This window comes from Lyngbya sp. CCY1209 (assembly GCF_035615495.1).
In the GTDB taxonomy this organism is placed as follows: Bacteria; Cyanobacteriota; Cyanobacteriia; order Cyanobacteriales; family Microcoleaceae; genus Limnospira.
The window spans coordinates 36,909-62,992 of record NZ_JAJENU010000581.1 but is presented as its reverse complement, the minus strand read 5'-3'; the positions used below and the strand labels follow the sequence as shown (position 1 = coordinate 62,992).

Sequence of the window (26,084 nt, the reverse complement as noted above, 5' to 3'; positions counted from 1 at the left end):
ACATTGACTATGCCTTTAAGAGTTCAGTTTTGGACGGCTTAAGAATCCCCGCGTCTTTAGACCGGGGAGAAGTCAAGCTTAAATTTCGGGAGCCGAGGAATTGTAGGGGCGCTGCGTCTTGCGCCCTTCGACAATTAACCATGAACAATTAACAATTAATAATTAATATTAGACGATTGTTAATTGTTTTTTTTATTCTGAAAAATAGTTCAAAAACCACAGGGAATAATCTTCGATCAACTGATAGTTGATCGAATCCGGATCGGTGGCTTCCAATTCCACCAGGGGCAGGGTGAATTTTTTTCCGTCGCTCAACCTTTGGACTTCGACTTTAATGCCGTCTTCTAGATCGAATTGATGGGAAAATCGCACCAGTAAAAAAATGTCGCTGTGGGAGGGATTGTGTTTTTTCAGTTTTTCATATTGGCTCCGAGAACCCGAACCGAATAAATATTTTTCTTCCCACTCAAATTCATCGACTCCGGTCAGATGACAGGGATTTTCAACGTGCCGTTTGAGATAGTTTAAATAACAGTTGAGCTGTTTTTTCGGGGAGGCGGAAACGTGGGTTCCCAAAATTTCTCTAATCTGGGCTTCAAAGGCTTCGAGATCGAGGTCGTCTCCTTCATCTTCGAGCAATTGTTCCGGGCTGATGAGTCCGAGGGCTTCCATTTTTTCGAGGACCGTCACCAGGGATTCCGTTAGGTCGGGATCGGCGGCATCTCTGACTTGAACGCTGGAGGTGAATTGGATCGTCTCGTCAATTTGAATGGGTTGAAGCGTTTCGGGTTTCGGGTGGGGCGATCGCCGTTTGAAGTTCTGCTCGAATTTGGGCATGGTGGTTCGTTGGGTACAGGGGCATTGGTTTAATATAGATTAAATGGCACTTAGAATTAAATGGGAGACGGGAATTGTGACTCAAATGTCGCACTCATCTGAGTCTGAAGTCTATCAGGGACAGTTCGGCGAATATACCATCACTGAGGACGATCGCCGGGGCGTTCTCATCTACAGGGGGAGTTTGGCGATCGCGGCCCTCTGTTTCGCCGTCGGGACGGGTTTGGTCCTGTGGCAGGGAGACAACCCCACGGTGCTCAACGCGCTGACTCCGCTTTACGGCCTTTTCTGGCTGGCTCTGGGGGTTAGTCTGTTCACCATTCACATCTATTCGATTATTCTACACCGACTGCTTCAGTTGTTTTGGGCGATCGGGGGCGCGGCTTCCCTCGCCGTGGGGCTCCAAAGTCCGGAACCCTTCGCCCTGGCTGTCTACGGCCATCCCCTCACCCTGTTCGGGGTGGGGTTCACGTTTGTTGCCCTGACGGGAATTTATTTCAAGGAAGCGTTTTGTTTCAACCGCATGGAAACCAAGTTGCTCACCCCCCTGGTTCCCCTGCTGTTGTTGGGGTACATGGGCGGCATTTGGTCGGTCATCAATCAGAAGTTTTTGTTATTCTTTTGGGCGATTCAGTTCGGAATTTTCGCGATTCGGAAGTGTTTTCAAAATATCCCTTCGGATATCGGCGATAAAAGCGTGTTTGATTACCTTCAACAGGGGCGATCGCCTCAAGCATGAGTTGGGGAACGGTTGCGAAGCGACTTTCTGAAGGGGTCGCTTTTCGCACCTCCCCGTCCCGGGAACTGCAGGAACAGGGCGACTCTCGCCCAATTTTCCGGGCTCCGATATATCAGACTGATACTGATAACTGGATGCCGACGGCGAGCAATTGAGTTCAATTGATTGTTGGAGATGGGAAGCGATCGCCGTTTGGGGCGTGGAAACGAACAAGAATCAATAAGTTGTGTTTATTTAAAGTTTTTGTAAAATGTCCGATTGGTGGGGTTTGATGGCAGCCGAATCCTTGCGTTTTGCAAAACCAATTGGGTAGAATTGTTTCGGGCAATGATTCGATCTCGATTGCATCGGAATCTGGACATCAGAAAATGGGATACCGTGGGGTTCCGTCCGCGTGGTATTTTGGATGATATCTACTCAGTCGAGTCAGACCGATATGGATCGTGAGGTGCAAGTTTCAATGGAATTGAGCCGATTTGCCAGCCCAAAAGCGATCGGTATTGTCACCCTCAATACAATTTTGCTGTCGCCTTCATTCGGGTTTTTTCTACGAAACTCTAAACTATGGAAACCATCGACGTTCCTGAAGTCTCCCTATCCCTCGAAAATCGGGTCGTCCTCGTCGATTTTGACGAGACACTGTTTCTCCGCAATTCGACGGAAGAGTATCTCAACAGCTTGCAACCCCGCAGCTTTGGGGCCATCCTCTTAATTGCCCTCGACATATTGAAACCTTGGAACCGGTTGCCCGGAAAACTCAAAGGAGACATTTCCCGGGATTGGTGTCGGGTCGTCATCGGAACCCTGCTGTTTCCTTGGACGCTTTTATTGTGGCAAAGTCGGGCCAAGAAACTGATTAAAAATCACACGAATCAGCGATTGGTAAAAATCCTGACCGATGCCTCAAATTCCCGGATTATTATCGCGACATTGGGGTTTGATTGGATCGTCAATCCGATGTTCAAACATCTGCCCTTTGTCCCGGACGGCGTGATTTCCTGTCGATTTTTGCAGGGGGCCGTCGATCGCCGGCGGGGAAAACACGAGTTGGCGAAAGCGGCCTTGACTCAGGAAGAACTGGACAACGCCGCCGTCATCACGGATTCGATGGACGACGAACAGTTGTTGAATATGGTCGGTGCCCCCTACTTCATCCGCTGGCCGGAAGCGGAATACGTCCCGGCTATGTCCGATGCCTACATTCCGTTTTTATACTTGGAAAAGGCGAAGCGGCCCGGGGAGCAATATTTCGTCCGCAACGTATTCGGAGATGACTGGCTGGCTTTGGTGTTTGCGATCGCCTGGATTTCTCCCCATCCGGTTTTGCAGGGCATCTCGCTGATCTTTTTGGTGTTATCGTTCTGGTGCATTTACGAGTTCGGCTACGCCGACAATGACTTCGTTGCCGAACGCTACGAAGACAAACCGACCCTCTCCGAAACCTACCAGCGTTACCTGAAGCGGATGAAATTGTGGCCGGCGAGTTTGTGGGCCGTCATTTTCGCCATTCCCGGCCTCTTTTTGCACGAGTTCATCAAATTTCAATCCGATTTATTGAATCCGGACGTGGAAATTCTCCGGGCAATTGGCATCGACGCGATCGCCTGGTGTGCCTTCCTGTTCGCGGTGTGGCTCAGTTTTTGGGCTTACAACCGCATCGACAAACAGACCCGAGTTTGGCTGTATTTCGTCCTCCAAATTCACAAGTGCTTCGGGTTTTTGGTGGTGGCGACGACCAACATCGCCGGCGTCATGCTCTTCGCCGCCCAAGTGCTGGCCCGCTGGATCGGCTACATCGTCTACCGGCTGGGCAAACAGGCGAAATGGATGAACTTTCCGGGGGAACTGTTCCGGTGTTTCCTGTTCGCATTTCTGATGATTTCCGTCGCCCTCGGAACCCAGCAAATTTCCGCCCTTTTGAGTTGGCAAACGGGGATCATTTTCCTGTGGACTGCCTACCGGGGACGCAAGCAATTCTGGCAAATCGTAAAGCAGGCGTACCCGATCGCCAAAGAGCGTTCCGTCGTCGCGAAATAAACGGCAGGGGGGCGGGAAAATGCAATGCGGGCGATCGCGTTGAGAATTGTCAATTTTTTCTCCGCCCCCAATTCTAAATCGTATATCCCTGAATATTTTCCGGGTTGAATTTTCGCAGGATGGAAGTGGATTTTCTGATCAGGGTTTCCGAACCCTGAACCACGACGAGATATTTGCCGGCGTTGAGGCGGTTGCGATAGGGAACCGCATCTCCGCCGCCGATAATCAACCCCACGCCGCCCCCGACGAGGAGGCTACCGAGTCCCCCGGAAATGGCGCCGAGCACCCCGCCGATGGCGTGATTGCCGATTTCTCCCGCCCAGGCGAAGGTGTCGAGTCCGGTGATGAGGCTGAAGGTGTATCCGGCGACAAATCCGAAGGGAATCAGCCAACTCGCCATCAATTTCACCTGTTTTCGGGCGGGTTCGTTGGGATCGATCAGGCCAAATTCGTCGGCACTTTTGTATCCTTTCCCCAAAATGCTGACGCGATCGGTAGGCACCTCTTCTTTTTCTAAAGCGACGTAAGCCGCCTCCGCTTGGATGCGATCGGATAAAACAGCAATCAGATAATTCATAAATGACGACAATAAAAAATCGAGGGGTAGAATTTCATTTTAATTATTGATGAACGCCGAAGCCTTGTCAATCCGACAGCTCGGACTGCGTGCGGCCTTCGGGAATCGGGAAAAAAGCCCTCGGGCGGGGACTCTCGTTCGGCTCCCCATCCCGAACCCATCGATTTTTTGTGCCGGAAACCTAAATTTTTTCAAATCATTTGCCGTGGTGCGGCCCCCTTGCCGGTACAATAGCTTACTGCGGTATCTGCCACCGCGAATTGAGAGTCCCATCGACCGGCTCTCCACCGGGCCGCGATCCCTTCAATTCGAGGACGTGGTACCCGACCCCCTGCCGTCGCAATTGATTTGCCTAACCATGCCTAAGGTTCTTGTATCTGATTCCATCGATCGCGTCGGAATCGACATCCTCTCCCAAGTGGCTCAGGTTGACGTCAAAACCGGACTCCCGCCCGAGGAACTGGTCAAAATTATCCCCGAATACGACGCCCTGATGATCCGCTCGGGGACCCGCGTCACCCAAGAGATCGTTGAAGCGGGAACCCAGCTCAAGATCATCGGCCGGGCCGGTGTCGGAGTGGACAACGTTGACGTCGCCGCCGCCACCCGCCAGGGGATCGTGGTGGTCAACTCCCCCCAGGGCAACACCATCGCCGCGGCCGAACACGCCGTCGCCATGATGTTAGCCCTCTCCCGCCACATTCCCGAAGCCAACACCTCCGTCAAAAGTGGGAAGTGGGAGCGCAAAAAATTTATCGGCGTCGAAGTCTACAAAAAGACCCTGGGCATCGTGGGGTTGGGTAAAATCGGCTCCCACGTCGCCGCCGCGGCGAAGGCGATGGGGATGAAATTACTCGCCTACGACCCCTTCATTTCCCAGGAACGGGCCGAACAGTTGGGCTGTCGCCTGGTGGATCTGGACTTGCTGCTGCGGGAGTCGGACTACATCACCCTGCATATGCCGAAGACCAAAGAAACCTACCACCTGATCGACGCCGAGGCCCTGTCGCAGATGAAGCCCTCGGCCCGGATCGTCAACTGCGCTCGGGGGGGCATCGTGGACGAAGTCGCCCTGATGGAAGCCCTGAAAGCGGATCAAATTGCCGGGGCGGCGATCGACGTTTACGAGAACGAGCCCCTGGAGGACAATTCCCCCCTGCGGGAGTTGGGTCAAAAAATCATCCTCACCCCCCACTTGGGTGCCTCCACGGAAGAGGCCCAGGTCAACGTGGCGATCGACGTGGCCGAGCAAATTCGCGACGTGTTGCTGGGACTGCCGGCTCGCTCGGCGGTGAACATCCCCGGCCTGTACCCCGACGCCCTCGAACAGCTCAAACCCTACCTGCAACTGGCGGAAACCCTGGGGAACTTGGTCAGCCAACTGGCCGGGGGACGGGTGGATTTCTTGGACGTGCGCCTGCAGGGGGATCTGGCTACCCGGGACAGCAAGCCGGTGGTGGTGGCCGCCCTGAAGGGGCTGCTCTCCCAAGCCCTGCGGGAGCGGGTGAATTACGTCAACGCCACCATCGAGGCGAAGGAGCGGGGTATCCGGGTGATTGAGACGCGGGATGCGTCGGTGTGCGACTACACCGGATCGCTGCACCTGGCCGCGAACGGGTCCTTGGGGAGCCACTCTGTGACGGGGGCGCTGCTGGGCGATCGCGAAATTCGGGTCACGAACATCGACGAATTCCCGATCAACGTGCCGCCGACCCGCTATATGCTGTTCACCCTGCACCGGGATATGCCGGGGATCATCGGCAAAATCGGCTCCCTTTTGGGCAGCTTCAACGTCAACATCGCCAGTATGCAGGTGGGCCGCAAGATCGTGCGCGGCGAGGCCGTGATGGTGTTGAGTTTGGACGACCCGTTGCCCGACGGCCTGTTGAGTGAGATCATGAAAGTACCGGGCATTCGGGATGCCTACACGGTGACGCTGTAAAGTTGGAGGGAACTGGGGAGGCGGGCCGTCGGCAGACCGGGAGGGTGGTGGCGGGAAATGCGCCCTGAGCGCCCCGCTTCGCCCCCTTCCGGCGCGGTCGGAATGTCCGGCGTAAGGCCCCCCTACAAACACTGATATGGCACATAGCTGGTGGGAAATTCGAGTCCTCTGCGATCCGGCTCTGGAAGAAACGGTCTTTTGGCGTCTGGATAGCTTCGGCTGTCGGGGAACCGCCAGTCAGACCAAAAATCAGTCCTGTTTGGTTTGCGCTTATCTGCACGAAGACCAAGCTCACCTGCTGGATCTCGCCGCCCTGTCCCTGTGGATGCGCCAGGATGCCCTGTGCATGGAAATGCAGGTGCCCGTCGTGCAGTGGGACCTGATCGACGAGCAGGACTGGGCCAGCAGTTGGAAGCAACATTGGGAACCGGCGGAAATCGGCGATCGCTTTCTCGTCTACCCGGCCTGGCTGTCCCTCCCCGAAAAAACGGACCGCCTGGTGCTGCGACTCGATCCGGGGGTCGCCTTCGGCACCGGCGCCCACGCCACGACCCAGCTCTGTTTGGAGTCCCTGGAAATGCGGTTGGGCGTCAAGGAAGACCGGCCGATCGTGGTCGGGGATGTCGGCTGCGGTTCGGGAATTCTGGGCATCGGCGCCATCTTGTTGGGGGCCAGCAAGGTCTACGGCGTGGACACCGACCCCCTGGCCGTGCGGGCCGCACGCCACAACCGCGCCCTCAACCGCATCTCCAACGAGCAGATGGTGGTCGAAGCCGGGAGCGTCGAGCAGTTGATCCGACTCGCCGGCGGCCCGGTGGACGGCATCGTCTGCAATATTTTGGCGGAGGTGATCATGGACCTGATCCCCCAATTTGACGCGATCGCCACAGCGAGCACCTGGGGCGTCCTCAGCGGCATCCTACTCGACCAGGCTAAACCGATCGCCGACACCCTCGAACAACACGGCTGGATCGTCGCCACCCTCTGGAAGCGGAAGGAGTGGTGCTGCTTCAACATCCGGCGATGCTAAATATCGAATATTGGAGGACACATCGATGGCAGAGTTTAACTGGATAACTGCGATGATCGGCGGCGCCGCGATCGGCCTGAGCGCCACCCTGCTGTTAGCCTTCACCGGACGCATCGCCGGCATTAGCGGCATGGTCAACGGCGCCGTCACCTTCGCCTCCCAGGAGGCTTGGCGGTGGCTGTTTATCCTCGGTTTGCTGGGGGGGGCCGCCCTCTACGAATACGGCTTCGCCGCCCAACCCACCCCCACCTCGACCTTCGCCCCCGCGGCGATGCTCCTCGGCGGCTTTTTGGTCGGGTTCGGCACCCGCATGGGTAACGGCTGCACCAGCGGACACGGCGTCTGCGGACTCGGCCGGTTCTCGGGGCGATCACTCGTCGCGGTGCTCACCTTTATGACCACCGCCTTCATCACCGTTTTTATCACGCGACACGTTTTGGGAGTCTAAAAAAATGAACCTCAAACAGAATGTAATTGTCCTCATTTCCGGCCTTTTGTTCGGCTTCGGACTCGGTTTGTCCCAGATGATCGATCGCGATCGCGTGTTGGGATTTTTGGATATCGTTGGCCTGTGGGACCCCACCCTGATCTTCGTCCTCGGCGGCGCCGTCGGCGTCACCGCGATCGCCTTTCGCTTCGTCCTCCGCCTCCCCCACCCCCTGTTCTCCGAAAAATTCTACCTCCCCACCCGAAAAGATATCGACTTTCCCCTCATCGCCGGCGCCGCCATCTTCGGCATCGGCTGGGGCATTGCCGGCTACTGCCCCGGCCCCGCCATCACCGCCCTCATTTTGGGCATCCTCAACCCTGTATTATTTCTCATCGCCATGATCGCCGGTTCTTTCACCTACAAATGGTATTCGACCCGCCCCAAATCCCAACCCCCCGTCCCCTCCAGTGATGGTTGATATCAAGTTCGGATAATCAGTTATTGTACAGATTTCCGACCACACCCCACCGAGCACCGAGCACCGAACACCGAGCACCGAGCACCGAGCACACCCCAATTATTTCCGCTGCAACTGCTCCCGTTCGATCGCCTCGAATAAAGCCTGAAAATTCCCTTCGCCGAAGCCCCGGGCATCCACCCGCCGCTCGATCAATTCAAAAAAGAAGGTGGGTTGGGAAAAAATCGGCCGGGTGAAAATTTGCAACAGCATCGCCTCCGACGTCGGATCTTGCCAGTCCGCCAAAATTTGCAACTCTCGAATCTCGTCCCAATCGCCCCGCAAACGGCGATCGCCCCCCTTTTCTTGCATCTGTTCGTAATAGGTTTGGGGAACCGACAGAAACGGTAAATTTCGACCTTTTAAAGAGCGGATGGCGTGAATAATATTGTCCGATCGCAGGGCGATATGTTGGATGCCCGAACCCCGGTTGACATCCAAAAATTCTTGGATTTGAGAGGTTTCCGAAGCGGGTTGATTGATGGGAAATTGGGTTTCCCCGTCCGGGTGGACCATCACCCGACTTTGCAGGCCCGAGCGATCGGTTTGGATATTAAACGTTTGTTGCGGTTGCAGTCCCAAAACCCGTTCGTACCACTTCAAAGCCGTCTCCAGATCCCCCCCATCTACATTTAATACCACATGGTCGATCGCCGTCAACTGCAGGGGCGATGGCGCTTGCCGGACGGGATTCGGACAGTGGAGGAGGAGGCGAGAGTCGGAAGGGATTCCTTTCACTTCGACGAGGGAATGTCGCAAATCTCCCCAGCCGGAAATCGTCGCCCACCGCAGGGTCCCGATCGCAAATTCGCGATGTTGTAGGGGTTCGAGGAGTTTCGCCCCGCCGGCGATCGCGCGATCGACGGCCCCATCCGCGTCCGCCACCCGAAAGGCAACGTCCGCAACGCCGGGGGGGTGGTGGGCGAGAAATTTCGCCACGGGACTGCGGGACTCTCGGGGCGAGGACAGCAAAATATAGACGGGGCCATTTGCGATCGCCTCCGTGTGACACCCCTCCGTTACCGCCTGTCCCACCCCCCGAAATCCGAGTTTCTCAATAAACCAATTGCGGGACGCTTCGGCATCCTCAACATAAAAGTGAATGTGGTCGAACTTCATAGAATGAATCAAATGAACGATGACGAGTTGGCAATTCCGACAATCCGCTTTTCAGTATAGAAGATCTCCGGAAAGCGATCGGGAACCCCCGCCCATTCAACCTGACAATGGACTCTTAAAATTATCGATATCTACCCAAAGGGAGAGGTTTAAATCGCCGGACAAGATTACCGGTCTTTGCATCAATAAAAGCGGGGAAGACGGGGAATGGCCGATTTTTATTCCGACGCCAACAAACCGACGGACTCGGCGGTTGACAGGCAAACCTGCCAACCCCTCTCCGTTTTTTCAAGTTTAAACGAATGGCAGGACTCCAAAAATTTTGGGAATTTTCCGCCGGCTTGAAATTGGCGGATCAGTTGGGTGATAGCTTGCCCGTATTTTTTATTAAAATGACTGCCCAAAATCGAGATGGGAACGAAAGGATTATCGGAATTTTGAGTCAGTTCCGCCATCAACTCGACCAGGGCCGTTTCCAAATCCGACTGCGAGGCGATGGGCGCGATCGCATCCGTCGGTTTTTGGGGGAGAGTTTCGGAAGGATTATTTGGAGATGAATTATCCTGGAATAAAGTGACGTAAATTTGCGATTTTCCGGAGGGCTGGTGGACGGCAAAAACCAGGGGATTGTTGACAAAAATATCTCGGACGTTGGCATCTGGATAATGGCAAGATACGACCTGGCTCAACGTCAATTTATATTGGTTGCGGTAAAGATTTGACAGCCTGGAAAGTTTGACCCAAGGGCTGTTGGTGCGATTTTGCTCTTCTTGGATGAGGCCTTTAAGCTGGGTCAAAAAATCTTCCACGCTGGGAATTTCCGGCGGCGGAACCAAAGAATAAGTTTCCGTCGTCCCATTCTGACTGTTGGAAACGATAATTTTCTCTTTGTCCTTGCGGACTTGATACACCGTCAGACCGTGGGATTGCAGGGTATTGCACAGGTGGATCAGGGCGCGATCGGAGGAACAGACCAGCACTTCCCGCGCCGTCGGATAGTGGACAAAAATCGACGATCCCACCGTCGCCATTTTCAAGTCTGCGCTATCTTTTCCCGCCGGAACGTGAATCAATTGATAGCCCCGCTGGTGGAACTCGGCATCTTTTTTTCCCATACTCCGCCAGTTGGCAAAGGCGACCCGAATTTGTAGGGGATAGTGGCAGATTTTTTCCAAAAATTTTTCGATCGCGCCGTCGAGTTGAATATTTTCGGCATCGAGGAGTAAAATACTAATGCCGTTGTTGCCGACTCCGCGACCGTTGAAGCCAGGAGGGGCGGAATGGGTGGCGGAATGGGTGGCGGAATTTTCGGCGGATGGGGCGGCGTCGAACAGTTGTTCGAGTTGGGGTTTGAGGCGTTCAAACTCAGCCGCGGCGATCGCATCTGAATTGAGGAGGGATTTCAGATAACCGTGAACTTTAGAAAATAATGCGTCCCGATTTTTGGCTTGACTTAACCCCGGTGTGAGTTTATCCAACAGTGCCGTCCGACATTGGGGTTGATCCCAACGAATCTTTTGATAGCGATCGTCCAGCCGTTCGGGGTGATTTTGATATAACGAAACCAGGGTTTGATAAATCAAATCCCCGATCGCATGAACCGCTGTCGTTCCATTGGTTGTCTGTGACACGCTCGACTGATGAGGCATGGGCATCGCCCTTGACAAATCGCTCAGACTTGTGATGATTACAATTTAGGGTAACACGTTCCGGGATCGGATGGGCTCGGGGGCTACAGAAAACGGCATTTCATCCCGATAGGATTCCTCAAGATCGCCCCCGGGATCGCACGATCGCCCGCCACAGGGCTCCAATTGCGATCGCCAAAACTCCAGCTACCCAAATCCGCCACTCCACCCAAAACGCCAGGAAAAAACAAGCCGCCAACCCCACCCCGGCGATCCAGCGGGGATAGAGTCTCTCTTCGGGAGACAATCGCAGCGCCGCCCAATTGGTAATTCCATAGTAAATCAAAACGTTGAAGGCGCTCAAAGACCAGGTAATCTTCAGATTTCCGATTAATACCAACAGTGCGATTGTCGTCCCCATCACCACCACAGCGGCCGTGGGAGTCGTCCCCGACGCATTCAATCTCCCCACCCGGGCGGGCATATCCCCCCGCCGTCCCATCGCCAATAATACCCGAGACAGGCCCAAAATCAAATTCAGCAACACCCCCAACATGGCCGCGATCGCACCCAGGGCCACCAATTGGGGCAGGCCGGGAACCCCGAAGGCCCGGGACGCCACCTCCAGCGGGGCAGCACCCAAACCCGCCGCCCCCGCCGTCGCCACGGCAACCCACGCCACGCCGACATACAACACCATCGTCACCGACATCGTGACAATAATTGCCCGAGGAATCGTCCGCCTCGGTTCCCGCACTTCCTCCCCCAGGGTGGCGATGCGTCCGTATCCGGTATAGGCGACGAACATCAAAGCGGTACCCTGCAACAGGGCCGCGACGGGATTTTCGACTGGGAAAAAAGGAGTCAGGCGATCGCTTCCCGCCGCCGACAAAGCCACGGGTAAACCCGACAAAATAAATACCGACAAAGACAATAAAGTAATCGAAACGATCGCAATATTGGCAATGTTAGATCGACGCAACCCGCCGAGCACCACCGCCGTCAATCCCGCCACCGCCGCCAACGCCAGGGGCACGGACACCCCCTCGCCTCCCGAGGCATTCAAAACGTAGCCGGAAAACCCCAAAGCCGCCGTCGCCGCCGAGGCACTTTTTGCCAGCAGGAACATCCAACCGGCGACGAATCCCAATTCCGGAGTTAAATAACGATAGCCGTATTCGTAGGTTCCCCCGCTGACGGGGTGGTTGGCGGCTAACTGGGCACTACTCAACCCGTTGGCGACGGCCACCATTGCCGCGAGTGCGATCGCCAAAATGACCGCCGGCCCGGAGATCCCGGCGGCGATGCCGATGCTGACAAATACCCCGGTTCCCAGGATCGACCCCAACCCCATCAGGGTGGCGCCGAAGACGCCCAATTCTCGTTTGAGGATAGATGCGGATTCTGGCATTGAACGACAAAATGCCCGATATTATCAGATCTGAGTTTAGGGGATTGAGGTTAAGGGAAGGTAATCTGGGGGGCGATCGAGACACAATCGAGGATAAAATGTTATCAAGCTGGGCGATAGTGCAGATATAGCCTCTTTCAGGCTAATCAGATACGGTAGGCATTTCAAGTCCCCCTTGCCAAGGGGGATTTAGGGGGATCGGATGTATCGCACTGGATAGAAAACTGCTATACTTTCTCTTCTGTGGCTGAACCAACGATGCTGACATATCAAGGTTACACCGCTCAAATTGAAGTCGATACAGATCGCCAAATTCTTTTTGGTTATGTTTTAGATATTAAAGATACGATTACCTTTCAGGGAAAAACTGTTGAGGAAGCGAATCAGGCTTTTCGTGACTCTGTTGATGATTATCTGGAGTTTTGTGACGAACTCGTAGGAGCGGTTCGCGAACCGCCCTTACAGGGGAATTGATTTCCGAGAAATTCGGGCATTTAAACGAATTTTATATGATGCGAGTTTTGCTTCTCTATTTACAATTGATCGCCATCCCCCCCAGTCCCCATCCCCCCCTACCCCCCTTTGTAAGGGGGGAGATAAGGGGGGAGATCGGCTTCCCTTGGGGGCAAACGTCTCGGGTTGCCCGATGTTTGAGTATTTAACCGGATTTGATATGACATTCATTTGGCGATGGAATACGTTTTGCAGAAAAACGCTGAACTTTATCAAAGATTGCGGTAAGTGGTTCAATCATCCGCGATCGCCACCCCGTCATACAAATCATCTACCGCGACGGAAACCCCCACGCTTTCCAACTGCAAAATTTCCCCCGTCCCCAATGCCTGATACATCCAAAAAGCCTCCCGCCGACGAAAACACTCTACTAAAATGCGGTCAGAACTCACCAAAACATATTCTTGCAACGTCGGAATTTGCCGATAATGTTGCCATTTGATGCCCCGATCTTTTGCCTCCGTTTTGGGAGATAAAACCTCAATTAATAGCCTCGGAAACCGAATTTCTTTGGTCGCTTCCAAATCGCGATCGTCGCAACTGACTACCAAATCGGGATAAAAATAATTCCCCGTCGCTTCTACCGTGACTTTCACATCCGACACATTCACCCGACAGCCTTTCGGACGCAAAACGGGCCGTAATTTGTCATTAAAATTGAGGGCGATATCGTTGTGGGCGATCGTTCCCCCTGTCATCGCCACCGCAATTCCATCGATCAATTCGTATCGCACATCCTGCAACGCTTCCCATTTCAGGTATTCTTCCGCCGTCATCCGGGACGAATCAGAAAACGCAATCATCGAACCGATCCCCCATTATCATTGATGCGATAATTTTATCAAATCAAATTGTTCCGAAATCGTTGTCGGGCGATCGCTTTTGGGCTTGAACCCCTCGGAAGCGCCCAAGCGCAACAACCAATACAGCAGTTTGCTCTGCTATGCGGTACATTTTTATCCCCCATTATCCCCCTTCGATCCCCCCCCGCCCCCATCCCCCCCAGCCCCCCTTTGAAAGGGGGGAGAAAGGGGAGAGCCAGAGGAGGCAACGCTAGAAATTAGTCCGGGGGAGCCAGAGGAGGCAACGCTAGAAACTTCAACGGGGACTTTCTTATTCCCCCCTTATTAAGGGGGGTTAGGGGGGATCTTTTACTGCTGTACCTCATTACTGCGCGAAGCGCTGTAACTGGGAAGCGCCCAAGCGCAACAACAGAAGTTACCTTCCCTATTTCCCATTTTTTCCCTATAATAACATTAGCTCGGAATCGTTAAAAACACTCAAAACAATGGCACGAGATCTGCGGGGATTTTTAAAAATATTGGAAGAACGGGGACAGTTGCGGCGCATCGATGCCCTCGTAGACCCGGATTTAGAAATTGCGGAAATTTCCAACCGGATGTTACAGTGCGGGGGGCCCGCCCTCCTGTTCGAGAATGTCAAAGGCGCCGCCCACCCGGTAGCGGTGAACCTGCTCGGCACCGAACAACGGGTTTGCTGGGCGATGAATATGGATAAACCCCAGGAGTTGGAAGAGTTGGGGAAAAAGCTGGGGATGCTGCAACAACCCAAGCCGCCCAAAAAAATCTCCCAGGCGATCGATTTTGGTAAAATCCTGTTCGACGTGGTGAAAGCGAAGCCGGGACGGAACTTTTTTCCCCCCTGTCAGCAGGTGGTGACGGAAGGATCGGATGTGGATCTGACCAAAATTCCGATGATTCGGCCCTATCCGGGAGATGCGGGGAAGATTATCACGTTGGGATTGGTGATTACTAAAGATTGCGAGACGGGAACTCCCAACGTCGGGGTTTATCGCCTGCAACTCCAGTCCGAGAATACCATGACCGTGCACTGGCTGTCCGTGCGGGGCGGGGCGAGACACCTGCGGAAGGCGGCGGAAAATGGTAAAAAGCTGGAAATTGCGATCGCCCTCGGTGTCGATCCGTTGATTCTGATGGCGGCGGCGACTCCGATTCCGGTAGACTTGTCAGAGTGGCTGTTTGCGGGGCTCTACGGCGGTTCCGGCGTGCAGTTGGCGAAGTGCAGAACGGTGGATTTGGAAGTCCCGGCGGACTCGGAATTTGTCCTGGAAGGGACTATCACGCCGGGGGAAATGTTGCCGGACGGACCGTTCGGGGATCACATGGGTTATTATGGCGGCGTGGAGGATTCGCCGCTGATCCGGTTCCACTGCGTCACCCACCGCAACGATCCGATTTATTTGACCACATTTAGCGGACGCCCGCCCAAAGAAGAGGCGATGATGGCGATCGCACTCAACCGCATTTATACGCCGATTCTCCGCCAGCAGGTTTCGGAAATTTGCGATTTCTTTTTACCGATGGAAGCCCTCAGTTACAAGGCAGCGGTCATCTCCATCGATAAAGCGTATCCCGGACAGGCACGGCGGGCGGCGCTGGCGTTTTGGAGTGCCCTGCCCCAATTTACTTATACCAAATTTGTGATCGTGGTGGACAAGGAAATTAATATCCGCGATCCGCGTCAGGTGGTGTGGGCGATTACCTCAAAAGTTGACCCGTCTCGGGATGTGTTTATTCTCCCCGATACGCCCTTTGATAGTTTAGATTTTGCCAGTCAAAAAATCGGCTTAGGGGGACGGATGGGCATCGACGCGACCACCAAAATCCCCCCGGAAACGGAGCACGAATGGGGGGAACCGCTGGAGTCCGATCCGGACGTGGCGGCGATGGTGGAACGCCGCTGGGCGGAGTACGGTTTGGGGGATGTGAATTTGACCGAAGTTGACCCGAATAAGTTCGGGTATGAAATGCGATAGTTACCCAGGGGGTAAAGCCCAAAAACTTTCCCCCCTTTTCTATTGGAAATTTTCGGTCAGACAATTGGAAACAATATCAGGTGAGTGGACGATGGGTAAGAAGCGATCGCGACACAAAAAAAAAGGTCGAAGAATAGACAATTTTTATGCGTCTTTCGATATAGATGATTTGGTGAAAACATCGCGGAAATTAGTCGCCAATTCGGACGGAAAAATTGTCACCGATGCGGGATGGGAAAGGTTGACCTTTGCAGAGGCTTGTCAATACTTTCCAGCGGAAGAGATTCGGGAGTGGTATCAACAAAACTGGCAAGATGCCGATCTCGAATACTTGATTGACGACCTCGAAATCGATCTGGATTTGGAAGATGACGAGGCGGTTGAACGGTTTTTAGAAACCTATGACTGGACTCCCACAACCCTTGAAATTATCGTTGCCAAAGCCGTTTATCAAGACCATGCTTGGGCTAGACCATTGGTGATGGCATGGCGCGAATGGGACAGCGAGATTTTCGAGAATTATGAAAGCCAAGCCCTGTCACTAGGAATCTATATGAGAGAACAGTTAAACTTGGATATTCCGGTGATTAATGACTGTCAAAAAGCGGTCATATGGTTCTCTGGATATCCCTTCGTTGGCTGGCAACGCCGGAGATTTGTCAAACCTGCACACGCTTTGAAAATCTCCAAAGCGACCCGAGTTATCACGGAATTAGAGTGGGAGGAATGGGAAAGTAAATTGTGTGATAATGTGGAGTGTTCTATAGAGGATTTGTACGAGGAACTTCATTCGCCATACTATAGTCGCCATTACGGCTATTGGCTGGATAAATGATATCATGTCCGCTCTAATAGTTTTTATGAAAACTATTGCTGTCATTCAAGGAGCAAAAATCGATATGATCACTGATGCCCGAAACTTGACATGATTCGGTGAGGCCGAGTGAGGCGACTCCCATCTTTTTGGGTTGGGTTTCGTGCCTCAACCCGATTGACTTCGTCGCATTTTTGGCGATCGCTATCAATCCAGGGCGTTTCAGAAATATCGCCCGTCCGGATGAGCCCATCGGAGGAAGTGTCAAGCGAGGTGGATGGGGGATGATACCAATATAAACACAAGAGATGCTACGAGAACAGCCTGCCCCGAGTGGAGCAGGCTTTTTTTCTTTTTTTTCTGGTCTTTGAACTAAAAATATTGGGAGACATCCTCGTTGCACTCGTCGGCGAGGTAAGATAGAGCCCGAAAGCGCAGGCCGACGAGTTGTTCGTAGAGGGGGTTGAGCTTGCACATGGGGGGGATGTGGACGATTTTGTGTCCGAAGAGTTTGATATCCCGCTCGAACGGACATTGGGGGGGAACCATTTTGCAGATGAAATGGGCGACTTTCGGATCGTGAAGGTCCCAGTCGTCCAACCAGTGCTTGACGGGACTGAGCACGTCAACGGGGTGATGTTTTTTGCGATCGGATTTTGGGGACGGCTTGCACCATCCCTCCGAAACATCTTCCAGGGTATGTCTCAGGGACTCCAGGGCCTTGACTTTTAAATCCAAAGCCTCACAGAATTGGTGCAGGATGTCATCTTCGCAAACCGAATAAATCCCATCCGCGAGGGCGACCATCACCGCCGTCCGCAAGAAGTTTTCGCCGATCAGCGTGTGGCGTCCCAAAACCGCCGCCAGTTCCCCGGGCGAAATAGGTTCGAGGGTATCGACATCCATATCGCTGGCGAGGATGTCGTGGGTGATGGAGGCGATCAATTCTTTTTCTTCTTCGTCGAACTGACCGTCAGCCCAGGCTAACGTCAGCAGGCCTCGAATCCAGGCGACGGTTTGTTCCCTAGTGTACTGGTACTGGGAAGATTGAGCGGTGCTGTTCATCAGTTCTCCTCGCGGTGAGATCTCCTGTCCAGAATGAGCCCTTCTAATATCGAAAGTCCGTCCGACCGATTCGGGTTCGGGCGACCCGATTTAGAAACTTGATTAGGATTGTCTGTCCAACAGTATGCCCGCAATTCCGGATCGTATCCGTGACGTGTCGCACAGTTTCATTCTATCGCGGCGATCGCGCTGAAAACCTCCCCCAAACAGAGCAAAAGCCTACACCACCGGGCTGTAGGCTCAAACTCGTTAAATTATTGCACCGGTTCGGATCAACTGCTACCAGTAAAGATGACTTCGGGAAACTTGGCTTGGGCCTCCCCGAGGGGACGCCGTCTGCCTTCTTCCTGCCAGTAGTTGATGACTTCAGTCGCTTTGTTGAGCAACTCGATGCGCTCGACATCGCCAATCCAGCGCTTGGCTTCCATTTCCGTTTTGAGTTGTTCCCAGGCGTCGTTGCGGGGCCAGAAAAAGTAGGAGGTGAGGGGGCTGCTGCCCTTACCCACCACTTGGTCAACGGCCAGCGCTACATTATCATCGAGCCAGAGAACTTTGAGAACGAACCTTGACAATTACACCTCCGGGTCAATCCGAGTTCATTTCAAAAAATACACAGCGTACTATTATAACACAGCATCGATGTTCTGTAGCCATTCGACTCGACCGAATATGAAAGCCATCGCAATTTTCGATATTGACGGAGTGATCCGGGACGTGGGAGGGTCTTACCGGCGGGCGATCGCGGATACCGTCGAACACTTCACCGGCAGCTACCGCCCCACCCTAGCCGACATCGACCGCCTCAAGTCCGAAGGAATCTGGAACAACGACTGGGAGGCCTCCCGGGAGTTGATCGGCCGGCATTTCGAGAGTCGGGGCCAATCTCGGGATGCGATCGCCCTGGATTATGACGAAATGGTGGCCTTTTTCCAATCCCGCTACCGGGGTTCCGATCCCGACAACTGGACGGGTTACATCTGTTCCGAACCCCTGCTGTGCACCCCCGACTATTTCCGCCACCTCACCGACGCGGCGATCGGTTGGGGATTCTTCAGCGGGGCGATGCGGGACGAGGCCCTGTACGTTTTGCGGGGAAAACTCGACCTGAGAAACCCGGCCTTGATCGCGATGGAGGATGCCCCCGGAAAACCCGACCCCAGCGGATTATTCGCCACGATTTCCCAGGTAGAAGCCGAAGACTCGACCCTTCCGGTGGTCTACGCCGGCGATACCGTCGCCGACCTCTACACGGTGCAAAAAGCCCGGGAACACCACCCCGGCCGGACTTGGGTGGGAGTCGGCATCTTACCCCCCCACGTCCGGGAAAACCCAGACCGTCGGGAAGCCTACGAGAAGACGCTCAAAAATGCCGGGGCGACGGTCGTCCTCGATCGCGTGGAGAACCTGACACCCGAGCGGATTTTGGCAATAATTCATCCATAATTTGTCTCGGTTCAAACGAGTCAGAATCGGCCGACCGACTGGCCGGATGCAAAAATAAAGTTTTATCAAAAATTGAGAACATCCAGCCGTTTCTTTCGTTATCTTTAAATGAGTCGGAGCTTGGATTTCGGCTGTCCCCGTCGGGTGTATCTTCTCAGACGGCAATCTCTGGGGAGATCAAAGCCGTCGAATGTTCGGGGTGTCTCATTTTTTTTGACCATTCCTTTTGATCCTTGAAGTCGGTCGAGACCCTACCTAAGCGTAATGGCTACTCAGACAACTCTCCCGCCGAGTCCGGACTTTCAACAAGCGATCCTCGACAGTACCAATATGGCGATGATCGCCACCGATCTCGAGGGTATGGTTTGCACCTTCAATCGGGCTGCCGAACAACTCCTGGGATATCCGGCCCGCGAGGTCGTCGGCCGGGTGAATTGGACGCAATTTCACGACCCGGAAGAACTGGCGCGGCTGCTGCCGCCCCCCTCCGACCCGACGGCGCCGGGTTCCCCCCACGAAATCTTGGTCGCCGGAGTCCGGCAGGGCGAAACGGAGGAGCGGCAGCGGACCTACATCCGCCGGGACGGGACGGCCGTCGCCGTGTGGCTGGCGGTGACGGCCATCCGCGACGAAACCGGGCGGGCGATCGGATTCTTGGGGGTGGCCCGGGAAGATCGCACCGCGGCGGATCTGCGGGGGCGGGAACGGTATTTGCACAACCAACAACAGGCCCAGGTGGAACTGGCCCGGTGTCCGGAATTTTATCGGGGAGATCTCGACAAAGCCCTACAGACGGTGACTCGGATCGTCGCCCACACGTTGGAAGTCGCCCGGGTGAGCGTCTGGTTTTACAGCCCCACCCGCCACGCCATCCGCTGCGCCGACCTGTACGATCGCGATCGCGATCGCCACGGCCGGGGGGTCGAACTCACCGAGGACGACTATCCCAGCTATTTTGCCGCCCTGGAAACCCACCGGCCGATCGTGGCCGCGGACGCCCGAACCGACCCGCGAACGCAGGAATTTACAGAATCCTACCTCGAACCCCTGGACATCGGCGCCATGTTGGACACCCCGATCCGGTCGGGGGGAAAGACGGTGGGGGTGGTGTGCCTGGAACACATCGGGGGGCCGAGGCGTTGGACCCAGGAAGACCAGAACTTCACGGCCTACCTGGCCGACTGGGTGACGCTGGCGTTGGAAGCGAAGGAGCGGGCGATCGCCGAAACCGCCCTGCAACAGAGCCAGCGGCAGCTCCAGGCCATCCTCGATCGCGCCCCGGCGATCGTCTATCTCAAAGACCTCGACGGGCGCTACCTGCTCGTCAACCGCGAATACGAACGGCGGTTCGGCCTGAGTCGCGATCGCGTCCGGGGCCGAACCGACTACGATTTGTTTCCCCCCGAAATGGCGACGGTTTTTGAAGCCCGCGACCGCGCCGTATTAGACCGGGGAGAACCCGTTCACTGGGAAGAAGAGATTCCCACCTCAACCGGCTTCCGCAGCTATCTCTCCCACCGCTTCCCCCTGGAGGACGGCGCCGGGGAACCCCACGCCATCTGCTGTCTAGCCACGGACATCACCGATCGCAAACTCTCCGAAGCCGCCCTGCGGGAGAGCGAAGCCACCAAACAAGCCCTGTTGGATGCCATCCCCGACCTGATCCTGCACTGTCGGGGAGACGGCACAGTGGTCGATTTCAAGCCGCCGAGCGAGACGGACGGCTGGGCCTTTCTCGAATCCCCCGTCGGCCAAAACATTCAAGACCTCCTGCCCCCCGAGGTCGCCCGGGCGATGGGGCGTGCCCACGATCGCGCTCGGTTTTCCGGCCAGATGCAGGCGATCGAATACCAACTGCCGGCGGCGGACGGCGGGGAACCGCGGCACTACGAAGCCCGGATCGTGGCCCGGAACGCGGAAACCGTGATTTCCATCGTCCGGGACATCACCGAACGGCAGCGGGCCGTGATCGAATTGAAAAAAGCCTCGGAAGCCCTGCAAAGTCGGGAAGAACAGTTGCAACTGGCCCTGGAGGGCAGCGCCCTGGGGCTGTGGGATTGGAACATCACCACGGGCCAAGCCTACTTTGACCCCCGCTGGAAGCGGGTGCTCGGCTACTCGGAGGGCGAGATCGAGAACACCCGGGCGGCCTGGCGGGAGTTGATCCCTCGCCCCGACCGCCGGCCAGCCTTCGAGGCCCTCAACGATTGCGTCAAGGGCCGCACGGCGGTCTACCATGTGGAAGTGCGGATGCGGAACCGCTCGGGGGGGTGGCAGTGGATGCTCTGCCGGGGCAAGGTGTTCGAGTGGGACGATCGCGGACGCCCGGTGCGGATGACGGGGACCTACAAGGATATCAGCGATCGCAAACAGGCGGAATTGGAAGTCGGGCTGCTGCGGTCGGCGACCCGGGCGATCGCGGGCGCCCCGGATTTCCATACCGCCCTGGGCGAGGTCCTGCGCCTGATCTGCACCCACATCGGCTGGGATGTCGCCGAAGCCTGGGTCCCGGCGGCGGACGGGTCGGTTCTGGACTATTGCGACGGCTACGCGGACGACCCGAGTTTGGAGGGATTTCTGCACCGCAGCGCTGCGGTGAAATATCCGCCGAACAAGGGGATCTCGGGGCGGGTCTGGGTTTCCCGGGAGCCGGAGTGGATCGAAAATTTGGCCGAGGGTTCCCGGCGGCCGTCCTTGCGCCGCTCCCTCCTGTCTCGGGCGAAGTTGGAGTCGAGTCTGGCGGTGCCGATCTTGGCGGCGGGACGGGTGCTGGCGGTGCTGGTGTTCCGCCGGCGCGGCCGCTGCCGGCGAGATTCCCGGCTGATGGCCCTGGTGGAGGCGGTGGGGACGCAGTTGGGGGCGCTGATGCAGCAAAAACAGGCGGAAATCGACCTGTTGCGGGTGAAGGCGGCGGTGGACGGCAGCAGCGATGCGATCGTGATGGCGGACCTGGGGGGGCGGGTGCTGTATTTGAATCGGACTTCGGTCGAAAAGTACGGCTACGACGCCGAAGAGTTGGACGCCGCCGGCGGACCCCGGAAACTCTACATTTCGGCGGGGGTCGCCAATGCCATTTTCGCCTCGATTCAAAACGGGCGCTCCTGGAGCGGGGAAGTGGGGATGAAAACGCGGTCGGGGGCGATCGTCCCCAATTTGGTGCGAGCCGACTGCATTTTCGACGCGGCCGGCCGCCCCATCGGGCTGATCGCGGCCCACACCGACATCACCGATCGCCGGCGGGTGGAGGAAACCCTGCGGCAAAAGTTGCTGCAGGAGCGGTTCGTGACGATGATGTTGGAGCAGGTGCGGTCGTCGCTGGATTTGAACGAGGTTTTGCAAAAGGCCGCAGACAAGGTGCGGGAGTTTTTGGGCTGCGATCGCGCCGTGATTTACCGATTTCACGCGGATGGTCGCGGATGGATCGCCGTGGAGTCTGCGGCCGACGGCCCGATGGCCCTGAAGGGGATGGACATCCGCGACCGCTGTTTTGAAACCACCCACGCCCCCCTGTATCGAGACGGCCGCACCCGGGCGATCGCGGACATCTACGATGCCGATTTGGACCCCTGCCACGTCGAACTCCTGGAACGGTTGCAGGTGAAGGCTAATTTGGTGATCCCGGTGTTGCAGCCCAAAACCTTGGAGGGGGAAGAGAATCGGCTCTGGGGGCTGCTCATCGCCCACCAGTGCCGGGATACGCGGGACTGGCAGGAGTTCGAGGTGGCCTGCCTCCGGCAGGTGGCGGTGCAGTTGGCTATCGCCCTGCAGCAGTGCAGTTTGTTCGAGCAGGTGCAGACGGAACTCGCCGAGCGGAAACAGGCGGAGGAGGCGCTGCGGCGATCAGAGGCCCGGGAACGGCGCAAGGCGAAACAGTTGTCGGTCGCGCTTCGGGAACTCAAAAGCACCCAGGCGCAGATCGTGCAGAGCGAAAAAATGGTGTCCCTGGGACAGTTGGTGGCGGGGGTCGCCCACGAGATCAACAATCCCATCAGTTTTATCTACGGAAATGTGACTCCGGCAATGGAGTATTTGTCCGATTTGTTTGAATTGTGCGACCTCTACCGGAAAGTTTATCCCGACCCCGACCCAGTGATTCGAGACTGCATCGATCGCATCGACCTCGAATTTATCCGGGACGATTTTTTGCACCTGTTGCGATCGATGAAAACGGGGGCCGACCGGATTAGAAAGATCGTCCTGTCTCTGCGGAATTTCTCCCGCCTCGACGAGTCGGAAGTCAAGGCGGTTGATCTGAATGAGGGGATCGAAAGCACCCTGATGATGCTGCGGGGCCGCCTGAATGTGGCGGCTCAAAGCCGCGACATCGAAATCGTCAAGCAGTTGGGAGAGTTGCCGAAGATCGAATGTTATCCGAGTCAGATCAATCAGGTGTTTCTGAATTTGTTGAATAACGCGATCGATGCCTTGGAAGAACGCCTGAAGGTGGATCGAGAATTTCTCCCGACTCTCACCGTCGCCAGCTCCGCGATCGCCGATTTTCAATTCAATTCTGCGGGGGTAAAAATTTCGATCACCGACAATGGCGCGGGCATTTCGGAAGAGATCAAATCGCAAATTTTCGACCCTTTTTTTACGACGAAACCTGTCGGAAAAGGGACGGGTTTGGGACTCTCCATCGCCCATCAAATTATCGTGGACAAGCACGGGGGGCGCTTGGAATGCCGCCCCCGGGAAGGCGGGGGAACCGAATTTGAGATGCTCTTATTTAGTGCGGGCTGTCTGAAGGCGATCGCCTCTCGATAACGAGGGAATCGCGAATCGGAATCACCGAGAATGGGGGTTTCCAGGTTGGCTCTCCGTTTCCGTAGCCTGCCGCGGGCCAACGAAACCGTTAATGGGCGATCGCGATACCTGGGATATCTCGACTCGATTTTGAACGACCACATCGACGAAACCCTCGGCGACGAAGCCATCCCCCCCTGGAAGTCCGACCACGGGCAGGTTGTGGCGACCATCGAACTGGAGGCTGTCTCAAATTAGAGGTCTTCCGGGTCGGACGGCGGTTCGCAGCGGAAACCGCCCGCCCGATTGACTCCGGAGATCTGGCGTTTTTGCTGAAAACCGCAACTCTCCCGATTACAATGTTCGTAGTTACGATGACTGGCTCCATGACCGCCCCGGCAGCCTTGGCAATTCCCATGACTTTGCCATCGGCGGATGTCCGTCGAAGGTTCCGGGGTCAATTTCCGGGAACGAGGGATGTTTTGAAACTTGCCTCTCGGCCAACCCTCCGGTGCCGCACTCTCTCCGATTTCCAGCCCGATGTAAAAAATGTTTAGAGCGCGATCGCGAGCCCTGCAACTTTCCCGGGTCGCCCAGCTCAATAGGTTAAGACCGATGATGAATGATGACCGACCAGACGAGAACGAAAATACCGACATCCTGATCGTTGACGACACGCCAGGAAATTTGCATCTACTGTCTCGAATTTTGCTCAAAAGAGGGTATCGGGTTCGCGAAGCTAACGACGGGAAAACCGCGCTAGAAGCCGCGCAAACCCTGTTGCCGGATCTGATTTTGCTCGACATCATGATGCCGGATATGGACGGCTATTCCGTCTGCGCCCAACTGAAATCCGAACGGAAAACGGCGGAAATTCCCGTGATTTTTCTGAGTGCTTTAGACGACGTATTCGATAAAGTAAAAGCCTTCCAAGCCGGCGGAGTGGACTACATCACAAAGCCGTTTCAATTTCAAGAAGTTTTAGCCCGGGTTCGGAACCAACTGACGATTCGGAAAGCCGAAAAAAAATTGCGCCTGCTCAATGCCGAATTGGAAGCACGGGTGAAACAGCGGACGCAAGAATTGGAAGTCGCCAACGCCAAACTGCGCGAGATGGCTTTTCGCGACGACCTGACGAATTTGCCTAACCGGGCGCTGTTTCTTCAATACCTTGAACGCGCGATCCGGGGGACGGCGGGGAATGGAAACGGAACCGCCGCACCGCAACCGAACCGTCAGTTTGTCGTGCTGTTTCTGGACTGCGATCGCTTTAAAATGGTCAACGAATCCCTCGGCCATTCCGTCGGGGACGAACTGTTGGTCGCCATTTCTCAACGCCTGCAATCCCTGCTCAAATCCGGAGATACCCTCGCCCGCCTCGGAGGGGATGAATTTGCAATTTTGGTGACGGACATCGACGGACGCGACCAGGCGATCGCCATGGCGGAAAGGGTTCTCGACGTTTTTTCCCACCCGTTCAACCTCCGACATCAGGAAGTTTTTATCAACGCCAGCATCGGCATCGCCCTCTCCTATTTGGGCTACGAAAAGCCGGAACATTTGCTCCGAGATGCGGATACGGCCATGTATCGGGCGAAAGATTTGGGAAAAGGTCAATATCACATCTTTGACCCCAGTATGCATGATAAGGTTTCCCAAACCCTGCAAATTGAAAATGACCTGCGACGGGCGATCCAACAGGAAGAATTTATCGTCTACTACCAGCCTATTATATCTCTCAAAACCGGTCAAATTGCCGGGTTTGAAGCCCTCGTCCGCTGGCATCATCCCCGCCGAGGGCTGATTTCCCCTGGACTCTTCATTCCCGTCGCCGAGGAAACCGGCTTAATTACGCCGATCGGCAATTGGGTGTTCCGAACCGCCTGCGATCGCCTGCGATATTGGCAGCAACAAAAACTCGTCGATGAATCGTTATTCGTGAGCGTCAACGTCTCGGCGCGACAGTTCGCCCAACTCGATTTGATCGAGCAGATCGAACAAGTTTTGCTCCAAACTCAACTCGATCCCCAGTGCTTAAAACTGGAGATTACGGAAAGCGCCATCATGGACAATCCCAAAACCGCCACCGCCATCCTGGACAGTCTGAGGCGACAAAACATTCAGCTCAGTATCGACGATTTCGGCACCGGATATTCCTCTTTGAGCTACCTGCACTCTTTCCAAGTTGACACCTTGAAAATCGACCAATCTTTCGTCCAGCGGATGGATGAAACCCGCGGCCAATTCGGCCTGGTTCCGGTGATCGTGAATATCGCCAAGACGATGGCAATGGGGGTGATCGCCGAGGGGGTGGAAACCGAGCAGCAACTGTCGAGTTTGAGACGGTTTGACTGCGAATTCGCCCAAGGTTATCTGTTCGCTAAACCCCTGAAAGAACGGCAGTTATTGAAACTAATTGAATCTCGCCCGACCTGGTAAGTC

General features: G+C 55.4%; 21 protein-coding genes. 13 read left to right on the top strand and 8 right to left on the bottom strand.

Features of this window, described 5'->3' with window-relative positions:
• Positions 1 to 192: 192 nt before the first annotated feature.
• Positions 193 to 837, bottom strand: a complete 645-nt coding sequence (locus LKE08_RS20970) for a calcium-binding protein (protein WP_324706199.1) — start codon at positions 835 to 837, stop codon at positions 193 to 195.
• Between the two features lie 85 nt (positions 838 to 922).
• Between LKE08_RS20970 and LKE08_RS20965 the strand changes: the two genes are divergently transcribed.
• Both LKE08_RS20965 and LKE08_RS20960 read left to right on the top strand, forming a co-directional pair.
• The gene (locus LKE08_RS20965) at positions 923 to 1,576 is read left to right on the top strand and encodes a DUF2301 domain-containing membrane protein (protein ID WP_375341453.1); all 654 of its coding nucleotides are present in this window, start codon (positions 923 to 925) and stop codon (positions 1,574 to 1,576) included.
• A 564-nt stretch (positions 1,577 to 2,140) separates the two neighbouring features.
• Positions 2,141 to 3,613 (top strand): haloacid dehalogenase-like hydrolase, encoded by a 1,473-nt coding sequence (locus LKE08_RS20960; RefSeq protein WP_324706198.1) that lies wholly within the window; start codon positions 2,141 to 2,143, stop codon positions 3,611 to 3,613.
• 73 nt (positions 3,614 to 3,686) lie between these two features.
• Here LKE08_RS20960 and LKE08_RS20955 read toward each other — a convergent pair whose 3' ends face one another.
• Positions 3,687 to 4,190, bottom strand: a complete 504-nt coding sequence (locus LKE08_RS20955; protein WP_324706197.1) for a hypothetical protein — start codon at positions 4,188 to 4,190, stop codon at positions 3,687 to 3,689.
• Positions 4,191 to 4,548: 358 nt separating this feature from the next.
• Between LKE08_RS20955 and serA the strand changes: the two genes are divergently transcribed.
• From serA to LKE08_RS20935, 4 genes are all read left to right on the top strand, one after another.
• On the top strand, positions 4,549 to 6,132 hold the full coding sequence (serA, locus tag LKE08_RS20950) for a phosphoglycerate dehydrogenase (RefSeq protein WP_324706196.1): 1,584 nt from the start codon (positions 4,549 to 4,551) through the stop codon (positions 6,130 to 6,132).
• Positions 6,133 to 6,268: 136 nt separating this feature from the next.
• Positions 6,269 to 7,162 carry a 50S ribosomal protein L11 methyltransferase gene (gene prmA, locus LKE08_RS20945; protein ID WP_324706195.1) on the top strand — a complete coding sequence of 298 codons (894 nt, stop codon included), beginning with the start codon at positions 6,269 to 6,271 and terminating at the stop codon, positions 7,160 to 7,162.
• A 25-nt stretch (positions 7,163 to 7,187) separates the two neighbouring features.
• A complete protein-coding gene (locus tag LKE08_RS20940; protein ID WP_324706194.1) occupies positions 7,188 to 7,610 on the top strand; it encodes a YeeE/YedE thiosulfate transporter family protein in 423 nt (140 codons plus the stop codon).
• 4 nt (positions 7,611 to 7,614) lie between these two features.
• Entirely contained in the window at positions 7,615 to 8,070 is a 456-nt protein-coding gene (locus LKE08_RS20935; RefSeq protein WP_324706193.1) for a YeeE/YedE family protein, read from the top strand.
• A gap of 99 nt (positions 8,071 to 8,169) precedes the next feature.
• Here LKE08_RS20935 and hppD read toward each other — a convergent pair whose 3' ends face one another.
• The 3 genes from hppD to LKE08_RS20920 form a co-directional block, all read right to left on the bottom strand.
• Positions 8,170 to 9,228, bottom strand: a complete 1,059-nt coding sequence (gene hppD / locus LKE08_RS20930; RefSeq protein ID WP_324706192.1) for a 4-hydroxyphenylpyruvate dioxygenase — start codon at positions 9,226 to 9,228, stop codon at positions 8,170 to 8,172.
• A gap of 218 nt (positions 9,229 to 9,446) precedes the next feature.
• Positions 9,447 to 10,859 (bottom strand): NYN domain-containing protein, encoded by a 1,413-nt coding sequence (locus tag LKE08_RS20925; protein ID WP_324706191.1) that lies wholly within the window; start codon positions 10,857 to 10,859, stop codon positions 9,447 to 9,449.
• Between the two features lie 136 nt (positions 10,860 to 10,995).
• Positions 10,996 to 12,267: an amino acid permease gene (locus LKE08_RS20920; protein ID WP_324706190.1), complete on the bottom strand. Its 1,272-nt coding sequence runs from the start codon at positions 12,265 to 12,267 to the stop codon at positions 10,996 to 10,998.
• A 258-nt stretch (positions 12,268 to 12,525) separates the two neighbouring features.
• Between LKE08_RS20920 and LKE08_RS20915 the strand changes: the two genes are divergently transcribed.
• Positions 12,526 to 12,741: a hypothetical protein gene (locus LKE08_RS20915; protein WP_324706189.1), complete on the top strand. Its 216-nt coding sequence runs from the start codon at positions 12,526 to 12,528 to the stop codon at positions 12,739 to 12,741.
• A 272-nt stretch (positions 12,742 to 13,013) separates the two neighbouring features.
• Here LKE08_RS20915 and LKE08_RS20910 read toward each other — a convergent pair whose 3' ends face one another.
• On the bottom strand, positions 13,014 to 13,583 hold the full coding sequence (locus tag LKE08_RS20910) for a Uma2 family endonuclease (protein ID WP_324706188.1): 570 nt from the start codon (positions 13,581 to 13,583) through the stop codon (positions 13,014 to 13,016).
• A gap of 485 nt (positions 13,584 to 14,068) precedes the next feature.
• Here LKE08_RS20910 and LKE08_RS20905 point away from each other — a divergent pair, with 485 nt between their 5' ends.
• Positions 14,069 to 15,577 carry a UbiD family decarboxylase gene (locus LKE08_RS20905; RefSeq protein WP_324706187.1) on the top strand — a complete coding sequence of 503 codons (1,509 nt, stop codon included), beginning with the start codon at positions 14,069 to 14,071 and terminating at the stop codon, positions 15,575 to 15,577.
• Positions 15,578 to 15,668: 91 nt separating this feature from the next.
• Positions 15,669 to 16,412: a hypothetical protein gene (locus tag LKE08_RS20900; RefSeq protein WP_324706186.1), complete on the top strand. Its 744-nt coding sequence runs from the start codon at positions 15,669 to 15,671 to the stop codon at positions 16,410 to 16,412.
• Positions 16,413 to 16,763: 351 nt separating this feature from the next.
• Here LKE08_RS20900 and LKE08_RS20895 read toward each other — a convergent pair whose 3' ends face one another.
• Both LKE08_RS20895 and LKE08_RS20890 read right to left on the bottom strand, forming a co-directional pair.
• The gene (locus tag LKE08_RS20895) at positions 16,764 to 17,456 is read right to left on the bottom strand and encodes a Mo-dependent nitrogenase C-terminal domain-containing protein (protein WP_324706185.1); all 693 of its coding nucleotides are present in this window, start codon (positions 17,454 to 17,456) and stop codon (positions 16,764 to 16,766) included.
• A 272-nt stretch (positions 17,457 to 17,728) separates the two neighbouring features.
• Positions 17,729 to 18,028 carry a 30S ribosomal protein PSRP-3 gene (locus tag LKE08_RS20890; protein ID WP_324706184.1) on the bottom strand — a complete coding sequence of 100 codons (300 nt, stop codon included), beginning with the start codon at positions 18,026 to 18,028 and terminating at the stop codon, positions 17,729 to 17,731.
• Positions 18,029 to 18,125: 97 nt separating this feature from the next.
• On the opposite strand from LKE08_RS20890, the gene LKE08_RS20885 reads away from it, so the two are divergent.
• From LKE08_RS20885 to LKE08_RS20870, 4 genes are all read left to right on the top strand, one after another.
• Positions 18,126 to 18,899, top strand: a complete 774-nt coding sequence (locus LKE08_RS20885) for a TIGR01548 family HAD-type hydrolase (protein WP_324706183.1) — start codon at positions 18,126 to 18,128, stop codon at positions 18,897 to 18,899.
• Between the two features lie 264 nt (positions 18,900 to 19,163).
• Positions 19,164 to 23,663, top strand: coding sequence for a PAS domain S-box protein (locus LKE08_RS20880; RefSeq protein WP_324706182.1), 4,500 nt, complete (start codon positions 19,164 to 19,166; stop codon positions 23,661 to 23,663).
• 30 nt (positions 23,664 to 23,693) lie between these two features.
• Positions 23,694 to 23,900: a hypothetical protein gene (locus tag LKE08_RS20875; RefSeq protein ID WP_324706181.1), complete on the top strand. Its 207-nt coding sequence runs from the start codon at positions 23,694 to 23,696 to the stop codon at positions 23,898 to 23,900.
• A 360-nt stretch (positions 23,901 to 24,260) separates the two neighbouring features.
• Positions 24,261 to 26,081, top strand: coding sequence for an EAL domain-containing protein (locus LKE08_RS20870; protein ID WP_324706203.1), 1,821 nt, complete (start codon positions 24,261 to 24,263; stop codon positions 26,079 to 26,081).
• Positions 26,082 to 26,084 lie beyond the last annotated feature (3 nt).